Source organism: Ruminococcus sp., assembly GCF_045129435.1.
Taxonomy (GTDB): domain Bacteria; phylum Bacillota; class Clostridia; order Oscillospirales; family Acutalibacteraceae; genus Ruminococcoides.
On the sequence record NZ_JBGVJL010000077.1, the window covers coordinates 1 to 11,595 of the forward strand.

At 41.1% G+C, this 11,595-nt stretch carries 12 protein-coding genes and 1 riboswitch; of the genes, 2 read left to right on the top strand and 10 right to left on the bottom strand.

Going from position 1 to position 11,595, the window contains the following annotated elements:
* From ACJMMI_RS03800 to ACJMMI_RS03835, 8 genes are all read right to left on the bottom strand, one after another.
* Positions 1 to 837: phosphomethylpyrimidine synthase ThiC (locus ACJMMI_RS03800; RefSeq protein WP_405353709.1), on the bottom strand; the 837-nt coding region annotated here is incomplete at its 3' end.
* Positions 838 to 852: 15 nt separating this feature from the next.
* Positions 853 to 1,644, bottom strand: coding sequence for a bifunctional hydroxymethylpyrimidine kinase/phosphomethylpyrimidine kinase (gene thiD, locus ACJMMI_RS03805; protein WP_405353711.1), 792 nt, complete (start codon positions 1,642 to 1,644; stop codon positions 853 to 855).
* A gap of 1 nt (position 1,645) precedes the next feature.
* Positions 1,646 to 2,290, bottom strand: coding sequence for a thiamine phosphate synthase (thiE, locus tag ACJMMI_RS03810; RefSeq protein ID WP_405353713.1), 645 nt, complete (start codon positions 2,288 to 2,290; stop codon positions 1,646 to 1,648).
* Positions 2,291 to 2,295: 5 nt separating this feature from the next.
* The gene (locus tag ACJMMI_RS03815; RefSeq protein WP_405353715.1) at positions 2,296 to 2,895 is read right to left on the bottom strand and encodes a thiamine phosphate synthase; all 600 of its coding nucleotides are present in this window, start codon (positions 2,893 to 2,895) and stop codon (positions 2,296 to 2,298) included.
* Positions 2,888 to 4,045: a 2-iminoacetate synthase ThiH gene (thiH, locus tag ACJMMI_RS03820; protein ID WP_405353717.1), complete on the bottom strand. Its 1,158-nt coding sequence runs from the start codon at positions 4,043 to 4,045 to the stop codon at positions 2,888 to 2,890. Before thiH ends, ACJMMI_RS03815 begins: the two co-directional genes overlap by 8 nt.
* A gap of 10 nt (positions 4,046 to 4,055) precedes the next feature.
* Positions 4,056 to 4,826 (bottom strand): thiazole synthase, encoded by a 771-nt coding sequence (locus ACJMMI_RS03825; RefSeq protein ID WP_405353719.1) that lies wholly within the window; start codon positions 4,824 to 4,826, stop codon positions 4,056 to 4,058.
* A 28-nt stretch (positions 4,827 to 4,854) separates the two neighbouring features.
* Positions 4,855 to 5,052, bottom strand: coding sequence for a sulfur carrier protein ThiS (gene thiS / locus ACJMMI_RS03830; RefSeq protein ID WP_405353720.1), 198 nt, complete (start codon positions 5,050 to 5,052; stop codon positions 4,855 to 4,857).
* A gap of 86 nt (positions 5,053 to 5,138) precedes the next feature.
* A riboswitch (TPP riboswitch) is annotated at positions 5,139 to 5,243 on the bottom strand.
* Between the two features lie 67 nt (positions 5,244 to 5,310).
* Entirely contained in the window at positions 5,311 to 6,204 is an 894-nt protein-coding gene (locus ACJMMI_RS03835; RefSeq protein ID WP_405353721.1) for a PH domain-containing protein, read from the bottom strand.
* Between the two features lie 230 nt (positions 6,205 to 6,434).
* Here ACJMMI_RS03835 and pyrB point away from each other — a divergent pair, with 230 nt between their 5' ends.
* The gene (gene pyrB / locus ACJMMI_RS03840; protein ID WP_405353723.1) at positions 6,435 to 7,502 is read left to right on the top strand and encodes an aspartate carbamoyltransferase; all 1,068 of its coding nucleotides are present in this window, start codon (positions 6,435 to 6,437) and stop codon (positions 7,500 to 7,502) included.
* Between the two features lie 12 nt (positions 7,503 to 7,514).
* Entirely contained in the window at positions 7,515 to 8,117 is a 603-nt protein-coding gene (locus ACJMMI_RS03845; RefSeq protein WP_405353724.1) for an HdeD family acid-resistance protein, read from the top strand.
* 668 nt (positions 8,118 to 8,785) lie between these two features.
* Here ACJMMI_RS03845 and ACJMMI_RS03850 read toward each other — a convergent pair.
* Both ACJMMI_RS03850 and ACJMMI_RS03855 read right to left on the bottom strand, forming a co-directional pair.
* The gene (locus ACJMMI_RS03850; protein ID WP_405353726.1) at positions 8,786 to 9,967 is read right to left on the bottom strand and encodes an LL-diaminopimelate aminotransferase; all 1,182 of its coding nucleotides are present in this window, start codon (positions 9,965 to 9,967) and stop codon (positions 8,786 to 8,788) included.
* 75 nt (positions 9,968 to 10,042) lie between these two features.
* Positions 10,043 to 11,595 (bottom strand): CTP synthase (locus ACJMMI_RS03855; RefSeq protein ID WP_405353727.1); only part of this gene is annotated, 1,553 nt, incomplete at its 5' end.

Below are 11,595 nucleotides of genomic sequence, written 5' to 3' on the forward strand. Positions count from 1 at the left end.
ATTGGCCTCAATCTGATCCATTGGCATATGTCCGGGGCCTTCAACCATTACCTGAACATCTTTTGCCCATGCTCTTTTTGTAAGCTCACCAAGGCGAACAAGCTCCTCAATCTGGCATACATCCGAAGCGTCTGCAAGACATCCCGGACGGCAGGCGTCACCAAGTGAAATTGTCACATCATACTCTCTGCATATGTCGAGGATCTCATCAAAGTACTCATAAAATGGGTTCTCATTGCCTGTCATACACATCCAAGCGAACACAAGTGAACCGCCACGAGATACAATATTCATCTTTCTTTTGTGCTTTTTAATCTGGTCAATAGTCTTTCTTGTGATGCCGCAATGAAGTGTTACGAAGTCTACACCGTCCTCTGCGTGAAGTCTAACTACATCAATAAAATCCTTTGCTGTGAGTGTATCAAGGTCACGCTGATAGTGAATTACAGAGTCGTAAACAGGCACAGTACCAATCATTGCAGGGCACTCGCTCGTGAGCTTTCTGCGGAAAGGAATTGTGTTGCCGTGTGATGAAAGGTCCATAATTGCGTGAGCACCCATATCAACCGCCTGCATAACCTTCTGCATTTCAATGTCATAGTCCTTACAATCCCTTGAAATGCCGAGGTTTACATTAATCTTTGTTCTGAGCATTGAGCCAACGCCCTCAGGGTCAATACACTTGTGGTTTTTGTTGGCACAAATTGCTACCTTGCCCTGTGCTACGAGCGGCATAAGCTCCTCAACTGTCATTCTTTCTTTTTTTGCAACAATTTCAAGCTCTTTTGTTACAATACCCTTTCTTGCTGCCTCCATCTGTGTAGAATATTCTCTCATATTTCATCTGCCTTTTCATTTAAAATTTTGTAAAATATAGTTGTGCATCAGCGGACCTCTGCCCTTTCCAATGTCAAGGCGAGAGCTGATAGCTGTGGTTACATATGCTTTGGCACTTTCGACTGCCTGTGGAATTTCAAAGCCTTTTGCAAGATTGCTTGCGATGGCACTTGAAAGAGTACAGCCTGTGCCGTGTGTATTTGGATTGTCAATTTTCACTGACGGGTAGGTATAAAATTCATTGTTATAATAGAGCAAATCATCACTGCAATCATCAAGATGACCGCCCTTGCACAAAACCGCACAACCGAATTTTTCGGCTATTATACTCGCTGATTTACGCATATCGTCAACGCTGTTAATGGTGATTCCACTCAGAATTTCCGCCTCGGGAACATTTGGTGTAACGATAGTTGAAATAGGCAATAAATGCTCTTTGAGCATCTCAAGTCCCCTATCGCTAATGAGTCTGCTTCCGCTTGTTGAAACCATTACCGGGTCGGTCACAATATTTTTGGCATGGTAAAAGCTAAGCTTGTCGGCTATCACCTTTGCCGAATTGTTGCCGTAAACCATACCAATTTTTACGGCATCGGGGAAAATATCAGTAAAAACCGCATCAAGCTGACTTGCAATAAATTCATCACTTGCAGGCTCAATGCCATAAACACCTGTGGTATTCTGTGCTGTGAGTGCGGTGATAACGCTCATAGCATAGCAATAGTGCATTGTAATGGTTTTTATATCTGCCTGAACACCTGCACCGCCTGAGCAATCACTGCCTGCTATTGTCAAGACCTTGTACACGCTAACCTCCGTAAATTATGCTGTCCGCAAGTTTTCTTAATTCTTTTGCAGAAGTATATACATCATCAGCACCAAAAATCGCACTTACAACCGCCACTCCGCTTGCACCTGTGCCGTTTAGCTGTGGAATATTTACTTCATTTACTCCACCGATTGCCACAACAGGAATGGTAACATTTTTGCATATCTCAGCAAATTTTTCAGTGCCGAGGAATTTAGCGTCAGCCTTGGTTTGCGTGCCAAAAACCGCACCACTGCCAATGTAGTTCGCACCACTTTTCTCTGCTTTTTTAGCAAGCTCAACGGTACGAACCGAGCCACCGATAATTTTATCACTTCCGAGGATTTCTCTTGCTTTTACAAGTTCCATATCATTCTGACCGAGGTGAACGCCATCAGCACCCGTTTTCAGTACAACATCTACATTATCGTTGATAATAAGAGGTGCATTATATTTTTGGCAAATTTTAAGCAGGCTGTCTGCCTCCTTACAAAGAGTGTCAAAATCAACATCTTTATCTCTGAGCTGCACAATGGTAGCACCGCCTGATAATGCCTGCTCTACTGAGTATTCAAGTCCTTTTGAACCAATACATTTTCTGTCTGTGATTGCATAAAGAGCAAGCATACTTTTGTCAAATTTCACGCTTTTCACCTCAGTTCATCTTTTATTTTCATAACTTCGTCTTCTAAATTTTCGCTCTGCATCAGTAGTGACATCACGCACACTCCGGCAAAGTTTTTTCGGTTTACATCTGCTAATGCCTTAGCTGTATCGGCATTTATGCCGCCTATGGCATAGACCGGAATATTCACGCTGTCGCACACATTCTGCAAAAATTCAATTCCTTTACCCTTTAAGCCTTTTTTACAGTCGGTTTCAAAAATATTACCTGCCGTTATGTATGACGCACCGTTTTTCTCAGCAAATATTGCGTCCTCTGTGCTGTGAACAGAAGTGCCTATTACATCAAAATTTTGTCTTTGCTTTAATTCCTTAAACTCACTAAACGGCAGATGGATTTTCCTTATTCCAAGCTTTACGGCTACATCTGTGAAATTGTGCAGCACGAGCTTGTCTGCACCACAAACCTTTGTTACATCTTTTGCAAGTGAATAATATTCCTGCTCAGAAAGATATTTCTCTCTAAGAATTATACATCTAACTTCAGTCTTGGAAATTCTTTTTACTTTCTCTAAAAAATCCCCTCTGCAAAGCTGTTTTGCTGTCACGCACACTACATTACACATAGATGTAGTCGCTCATAACAGGCTGTAAACCCTTGTCTGTGAGAGCCTTGAACACCTCGTCAACATTTCTGCCGTCAGAAATCTCAAACTGCTCGTCGCCCTTTTTCTCGCTTTCACCATCGTGACCACCAATGCCAACATCAACACCTGCAGAAATTTTTGTGGCGGCAATGTCAACCACATTATCTCTGAAACGCTGACACTCTCTTGTGGAAATAGTGATGCTTGCAAACGGCATAAAAAGACGGTATGCACAAATTACCTGCAAAAGCTGTGGCTCGTGAACATCTTTAGGATTGATTTTATCATTATTTATTATTGGGCGAAGCCTTGGGCATGAAAAAGCAATCTCTGCGTGTGGATATTTACGCTGAATTAAATATGCGTGCATACCTGTAGCAAATGCGTCCTTTCGGAAGTCGCTGAGTCCAAGCAAAGCGGCAAAGCCAACACCACGCATACCGCCCATTAATGCTCTTTCCTGAGTGTTTACTCGGTATGGGAATATTCTCTTGTGACCTGCAAGGTGGAGGGTTTCGTACTTATCGGAATTATAGGTTTCCTGAAAAACAGTTACATAATCAGCACCGCACTCATGCACATAACGGTACTCATCGCTGTTCATCGGATAAACTTCAAGTCCTACCACTTTAAAATATTTTCTTGCAATTTTACAAGCCTCGCCTATGTATTTTACATCAGACATCTTTTTGCTCTCGCCTGTTAAAAGCAAGATTTCCTGCAAACCTGTCTTTGCGATTGCCTGCATTTCGTGTTCGATTTCCTCAGCGTTAAGCTTTGCACGATGTATTTTATTGTGGCAGTTAAAACCGCAGTAAATGCAGTAATTTTCACAATAATTTGAGATATAAAGCGGAGTGAACATATTTACGGAGTTACCAAAGTGCTTTTTAGTTTCAACTCTTGCAGCCTTTGCAATGTCCTCAAGAAGTGGCAAAGCCGCCGGTGAAAGGAGTGCCTTAAAGTCATCAACAGTTTTTTCGCTGTGCTCAAGTGCATTTTTGACATCTTGCTCTGTGTAGATTGACGGGTCAAACTCGTTCATTGCATTAATAACCCTGTCCATAATGTCAGAGTCAATCTGCTCCATATCGGGCAGGTATTTCATATGGTCAATTCTTTCTTCCATTGCTCACACCTCAGCTTTCAAGAAAACCGGTAAGCGGTGATGATGCAGACGCACCGTTTTCAATAACTCTGCCAAGACCCGAAAGATAAGCCTGTCTGCCTGCCTCAATCGCCTTTTTGAAAGCGTTTGCCATCATAGGAATGTCGCCTGCTGTTGCAATAGCTGTGTTGCTCATTACGGCAGCAGCACCCATCTCCATAGCCTCACAAGCCTGTGACGGTCTGCCAATGCCTGCGTCAACAATAACCGGCAAATCAATTTCGTTAATAATGATTTTAATAAATTCCTTGGTAGCAATGCCCTTGTTTGAACCAATTGGAGAGCCAAGCGGCATAATTGCAGCAGCTCCGGCATCTCTCAGACTACGGGCAACATTGAGGTCCGGATACATATAAGGAAGCACCACAAAACCCTCTTTTGCAAGAATTTCGGTTGCCTTTACGGTTTCGTAGTTATCCGGCAAAAGGTACTTTGAATCCCTGATTACCTCGATTTTAATAAAGTCACCACAGCCTGCCTCTCGTGCAAGTCGGGCAATTCTGACTGCCTCGTCAGCGTTTCTTGCACCTGATGTATTTGGCAACAAGGTTACATTCTCCGGAATGTAATCGAGAATATTTGCGACCTTGCCTGTTACTGCTCGTCTTAAAGCAAGTGTTATAATTTCTGCTCCCGCATTCTCAACAGCAGCCTTAATGAGGTCGAGTGAGTACTTTCCTGAGCCTAAAATAAAGCGTGAATTGAATTCGTGTCCGCCTAAAATCAGCTTGTCATTTTCCATTATTATATCTCCTTTTTGTGTTAATAAATTAACAGCCGCCGCCAACAAAATTTACTATCTCTACCACATCGCCGTCCTTTAGAATGGTAGAATTGTAGCTTGCCTTTGGCAGAATTTCTTCGTTAAGCTCCACAGCAATTCGCTGAGGCATAATAGAATTTTCCTCGAGGTACTGCATAAGTGAAAGCTCGTTTTTATCAATATTTACACCGTTAATTCTAATCATATATTCACCTCCGAGAATACAAAACGCAAAAAAATAAAGTGCACCAAACCGATGCACTTTGTTCGCTGAAATATTTGCCAAGGCAGATTGCCTTAGCTACAAAGTCCCTCCGTTGGCATTATCCAAATCAGGTTTACGGTCGAAATGTCAATTCATTTCCTCTCAGCCGATTGGCTCCCGTTTTGTATTGTTTTACTTTATTATAGTACTAATGAGCAAAAATGTCAAAAGAAATTTTAAAATAAGTTTTTCTGTCGATTACAGCTCCCAACTGTCCTTTTCTCTTTTTGATTTTGGATCGTCCCAGCTGTCATAATCATAGCTGCCGGAATTCACCTCGTATCCGTTGTGTGTATCGCAGTTCTGACCTGTAAAGTCCGGATTACTGCTGTAGTCGGCAGAATTGTAAGGCTGATTATATCGCGAGTTCTGATAGCTTTGGCTGTTATTATAGGTTGGATTTTGCTGTGGCGGTTGCGGGCGATAAGAATTCTGTTGATATTGGTTTGTTCTGTTAGCATTGAACGGAGTGTTTACTGTTGGGTTAAAGCCATGCTGAGATCTTACATAAGGCTGATCATAGGCTTCGTTTCGTTTTGCATATCCTACTCTCTCCTCTGACCTTTTCATATTTATAAGATTACAAACCTGATTGTAATCCTGAATGTCTATGATTTTAAAAGCGTCTGAATTATTGTTTGAGAAAACAACATCGCCTACTCCCAAGCCTTGGTCAAAAATACCTCTATGTATAAAAGCGTTGTTAAGTTCGGCAAAGCTTTTATATCTGTATTGCTTTCTAAAAGTACCGCCTGTAATATAAACTCCGTGTGCGGTAACGGCAAATTCGGTATGTTTTAATTTCAGAAAGGAAAAAATAACACCGCCAAGATAAAGCCATACAGGCATTAGGTGGATAGCGAAAAATCCAAGTATAAACCATACGCCGTCACCCATTTCCCTGAAATCAGAAAATAATAATGTACCGATAAAATTAAAATCAATTAAAAACCAAATACCGGCAAAAATGAGCATTGGGTTAAAAATACACTCAAGAACAAAGCAAGCTTTTTTAGGCTTGCCTGACCAAAGAATTATTTCATTAGTCATCATTTTTTGTAGGTCATCGCTTATTCTATAATTGTCTGTCATAATTTTCTCCTTAAATTTTTAATAATTAAAATTCAATCAAGCCGTTTTAAGCAAAATTTTGCGTTAATATTCATAAATATTACTCTATTATATATTATTGATTTAAAAATGTCAAAGTCATATGCAATATTTGTTAAAATAATTAATTTTTACAGTTATTATTCTTTATAGATATTAAAAGGAGGTATAATTTTGATAAAATAGAAAAAAATAATAAAGGTAGTGTTTTTATGGCTAATAAAAATCTTATTGACCTTGACGCAATGTCTAAAAAACAGCTTGATATGCTGATAAAAAAGGCTAAAAAAATTATGGAAAATCCTGCCGATTACAGACACGCCTGTGACGGCAAAATTCTTGCTACTCTTTTTTATGAGCCGAGTACAAGAACTCAGATGTCATTCCAGACTGCAATGCTCAAGCTTGGCGGCCGCACCATCGGCTTTGACAATCCGCTTAATTCATCTGTTGCAAAGGGCGAAAGCCTTAAAGATACAATAACTATAGTCGGCGGTTATGCCGACATTATCGCTATGCGTCACCCTGTGGAAGGTTCGGCTATGGCGGCCTCTATGTATGCCGGTGTACCTTTCATTAACTGTGGTGACGGAGGACACCTCCACCCTACTCAAACTTTGGCTGATATTGTTACATTAAGCTGTGAAAAGGGCAGACTTGACAACCTCAGAATTGGCATCTGCGGCGACCTTTTAAATGGCAGAACAGTTCACTCGCTCATTAAAGCACTTTCACAATATGACAACAATTCCTTTGTACTTATTTCCACAAAAGAATTACAAGTACCGCTGTACATCATTGATATTCTTGAAAAGAACGGCTGTAAGTATGAATTTTCAAATGACCTTGCAAGTGCTATTTCAAACCTTGATGTGCTGTATATGACAAGAATTCAGCAGGAACGTTTTGCAAGCAAAGAGGAGTATGAAAAGCAGAAATATGTATTTGTGCTTGACAAAGAAAAACTCAGCAAAGCAAAAGAGGATATGATTATTTTGCACCCTCTTCCAAGAGTAAACGAGATTACCGGTGACATTGACGACGACCCTCGTGCGTTGTACTTCAAGCAAGCTCAGTACGGTATGTACGGCAGAATGGCACTTATTCTTTTATTGTTGCAGGACGATGATTTTATGCTCCAAAACAGAGATATTCAAATTATAGACAAGCGTTGCACCAATCCAAGATGTATTACTGCAAAAGAGGAATATTTGCCAAATCGTTCTTACTTAAAGCTTGGTATGCAGATGTGCGATTACTGCGACAAGCGAATTGACTGATGAGGTGAGGATATGACAAAAAAGAATAAGAAGCCTAACAAGGCAATTTCAACTGCGATTATATCTGCACTTGCCTACATAGTGCTTGGCTTTGTAATGATTTTCTACCCCGACAAGGTGAGCATTGCACTTTGCTACACACTCGGCGGTGCGTTAACAGTATATGGACTTTTCAACCTGATTACATACTTTGCCACAAGGCAGGCTTCCTTTGGCTTTGAGATGATAGTAGGCATTGCCGCAACGGCGTTCGGCGTATTCTTCCTGATTTCACCACAGTCAATTCTCGGAATGATAGCTGCAATTATCGGCATACTGATTATTGTTGACAGTGCAATCGACATTAAGAGAGCGTTCCAGCTAAAGGCACTCAATGTAAAATATTGGTGGATAAGCTTTATTGTGTCGGCACTCATCATCGTGTTTGCGATTGTCACAATTATCTTTCCGACATTCTTTGCCGACATCATTATGATAGTGCTCGGCATTGCACTTGTGTATGAGGGTGTGTCGGGATTAGCACTCCTTGCAAGCATAGGTTACTTTGCAAAGAAAGTTAAAAGTGATGCAAAAATGATTGATATAGTACCTGATAATGAGTACGAAGAAGATTGAATGAAAGCTAAATAATGAATTAACCTCCTGTCATATGGCAGGAGGTTTTTAGTTGAATAAATTATGGTTTAGCAACGGTCGGGAAATTTTGTTTGAATCAGTACAGACTTTATACTCGAAAATAAAAATTTGGTCAACATTTTTCAAAGGTTGTGGGTGTGGGCAAAGCCCACAATACTTTAAGCTAACGCAAGGTTTTGTTAGTCAAACAGCTTGCTGTTTGGCGGCTTGAACACAACAGCGAAAGCCTTATAATTGCGATAGCAACATAAAAAATCATTATTCTTTATTAATGAATTATTTCTTTTAAATGGCTGTCGCCTGTTTTGTCAAACTTTGCTTTAGCACACAAACAGCGACGCTGTTTGTGCCTTATAAATTGCAATGGAAACAACTTTTCTTGGGCGTTGCCCAAACCCACGAGCCTTTAAAAAGGCTCGACCTAAATTTTTTTGTTATTTATCCGAAACTATCCGCTAAACCACAATTTACTAAACTATTGTCATTAAAATCTAAACAAAAGCGGTGCAATTCGCTAAAATGAATTGCACCGTTTTGTGTTAGTGTTAGATGTGAATTTATAAAGTTAGGTACACGCAAAATCTATCTTCATAGAAATTGCATTAAAAGTTTTAGATTAGAAATTATCTTGTAGCAGACAAAGCAAATTACTTAGAAAGTAACTTTTTGATTCTCTCTACTGCCTCGATTGTATTTTCTCTGTCACCGAATGATGTAAGACGGAAGTAGCCTGCACCGTTCTTACCAAAGCCTTCGCCCGGAGTTCCTACTACATTTGCCTCATTAAGGAGGAGATCAAAGAACTCCCAGCTACCCATATCGTTAGGGCACTTGAGCCAGATGTATGGTGAGTTCTTACCACCTGTGTAGTAAATGCCAAGCTCGTCCATTGCAGATGAAATAATTCTTGCATTCTCCTGATAGTAAGAAATGTTTTCCTTAATCTGCTTCTGTCCTTCTTCGCTGAATACAGCTGCTGCTGCACACTGTACAGGCCATGACACACCGTTGAACTTTGTTGCCTGACGGCGGTACCATGTATTGTAGATGTTATGACCATCTCTCTCAAGCTCTCTTGGAATGATTGTGTAGCCACATCTTGTACCTGTGAAGCCTGCTGTCTTTGAGAGTGAGCACATCTCGATAGCACACTTTCTTGCACCCTCAATAGCGAAAATTGAGCGTGGAAGATCCTCTGTGATAAATGCCTCATATGCTGCATCATAAAGAATGATTGCGTCATTCTTTATTGCATAATCAACCCACTGCTTAAGCTCCTCTGCTGTGTAAGCTGAGCCTGTTGGGTTGTTTGGTGAGCAGAGATAGATGATGTCTGCTTTTACATTCTCATCAGGGAGAGCCGCAAAATTGTTTTCACGATTTGAGTTAGCGTAAACAATCTTTCTGCCTGCCATAATGTTTGAGTCAACATATACCGGGTAAACCGGGTCGGTAACAAGAACAACATTATCCTTACCGAAAATATCGCCGATGTTTCCGCAGTCTGACTTTGCACCGTCAGATACGAAGATCTCGTTTGCACCTACTGTTACGCCAAAGCTTGCATAGTAGTTAGAAATAGCCTCTCTGAGGAAAGCGTAACCCTCATAGTCAGGGTAACCCTTAAAAGTATCCTTATGAGCGAGGTCCTCAGCACCCTTTTTCATAGCTTCAATTACTACAGGTGCGAGTGGAAGTGTAACATCACCGATACCAAGCTTAATTACTTTCTTATCAGGATGCTCCTGCATATACTTATTTGTTCTTGAAGCAACCTCTGCAAAAAGATAGTTTGGCACGAGGTTGTCAAAATTTCTGTTAATCTGCATTATTATCAATCCTTTTTATGATGTATGAGCAAAAGGTTTGTGACAAAAATTGCCTAAACCAAGAATTTTCCAAAATTACTTGTCAAGTGAAGCCTTGATAAACTCTCTGAAAAGTGGATGAGCTCTGTTAGGACGAGACTTGAACTCAGGGTGATACTGTACACCGATGTAGAACTTATTTGCAGGAATTTCTACTGCCTCAACAAGCATACCGTTCGGTGATGTACCTGTAATAATCATACCTGCTTTTTCAATCTCTTCCCTATAGTCATTGTTGAACTCATAACGATGACGATGACGCTCCTGTACCTCAGGCTTACCGTATGCTCTGTCCATAATTGTGCCCTTCTTGATAACGCAAGGATAAGCACCAAGACGCATTGTACCGCCCATATCCTCAATGCCGAGCTGCTCAGGCATAAGGTCAATTACATTGTGCTTGCCCTCAGGAGCAAACTCACCGCTGTTTGCGTCCTCATAGCCGAGTACATGCTTAGCAAATTCGATTACTGCTGTCTGCATACCAAGACAGATACCAAGGTATGGAATGTCATGCTCACGAGCATATTTAGCAGCCATTACCTTGCCCTCAACGCCTCTGTTGCCAAAGCCGCCCGGAACAAGAATACCGTCAACATCACCAAGAAGCTCATCTGCCGAATACTTAGTAATAAGCTCACAATCAACCCACTTGATTTCTACATCCGCTGAATTTTCGTAGCCTGCGTGGCGAAGTGCCTCTGCTACTGAAAGATATGCATCATGAAGAGCAACATATTTACCGCAAAGAGCAATTTTGCACTTCTTTGAACGGTTATTGATTCTCTCAAGCATTTCTTTCCACTCTGTAAGGTCAGGTGTCTTGTCGGTAGCAATGTTAAGCTCACGACAAACCACATTTGAGAAGTTGCTTTCCTCAAGCATAAGAGGAGCCTGATAAAGAGTAGGAAGTGTGATGTTCTCAATTACACAGTCCGGCTTAACATTACAGAACAGAGCAATTTTCTTGAAAATGCTCTCCTCAAGCGGCTCGTCACAGCGAAGAACGATGATGTCCGGATTAATTCCGAGTGAACGAAGCTCCTTAACTGAGTGCTGAGTTGGTTTTGACTTATGCTCCTCACTGCCCTTGATGTATGGAACAAGGGTAACATGAATGAAGATGCTGTTTTCTCTGCCTACCTCAAGTGATACCTGACGGATTGACTCAAGGAACGGCTGGCTCTCGATGTCGCCGACTGTACCGCCGATTTCTGTGATAACAACATCGGCATCAGTCTTTTCACCTACATTGTAGATGAAAGACTTGATTTCGTTTGTGATGTGCGGAATTACCTGTACTGTTTTGCCAAGGTAATCTCCGTGACGCTCTTTTTCAAGTACATTTGAATATACCTTACCTGTTGTGAGGTTTGAGTACTTATTGAGGTCTTCATCAATGAAACGCTCGTAGTGACCGAGGTCGAGGTCGGTTTCAGCACCGTCCTCTGTTACATATACCTCGCCGTGCTGATATGGGCTCATTGTACCCGGATCAACATTAATATATGGGTCAAGCTTTTGTGCTGCTACCTTAAGACCCCTTGCTTTCAAAAGCCGTCCGAGTGAAGCCGCTGTTATGCCTTTAC

What these genes read in the sequence shown, in the direction of transcription:
- ACJMMI_RS03850 (WP_405353726.1), bottom strand. Translation starts at nt 9,967, where the DNA reads ATGCAGATTAACAGAAATTTTGACAACCTCGTGCCAAACTATCTTTTT.
- ACJMMI_RS03825 (WP_405353719.1), bottom strand. Translation starts at nt 4,826, where the DNA reads ATGGAAAATGACAAGCTGATTTTAGGCGGACACGAATTCAATTCACGC.
- ACJMMI_RS03845 (WP_405353724.1), top strand. Translation starts at nt 7,515, where the DNA reads ATGACAAAAAAGAATAAGAAGCCTAACAAGGCAATTTCAACTGCGATT.
- thiS (WP_405353720.1), bottom strand. Translation starts at nt 5,052, where the DNA reads ATGATTAGAATTAACGGTGTAAATATTGATAAAAACGAGCTTTCACTT.
- ACJMMI_RS03835 (WP_405353721.1), bottom strand. Translation starts at nt 6,204, where the DNA reads ATGACAGACAATTATAGAATAAGCGATGACCTACAAAAAATGATGACT.
- thiH (WP_405353717.1), bottom strand. Translation starts at nt 4,045, where the DNA reads ATGGAAGAAAGAATTGACCATATGAAATACCTGCCCGATATGGAGCAG.
- pyrB (WP_405353723.1), top strand. Translation starts at nt 6,435, where the DNA reads ATGGCTAATAAAAATCTTATTGACCTTGACGCAATGTCTAAAAAACAG.
- ACJMMI_RS03815 (WP_405353715.1), bottom strand. Translation starts at nt 2,895, where the DNA reads ATGTGTAATGTAGTGTGCGTGACAGCAAAACAGCTTTGCAGAGGGGAT.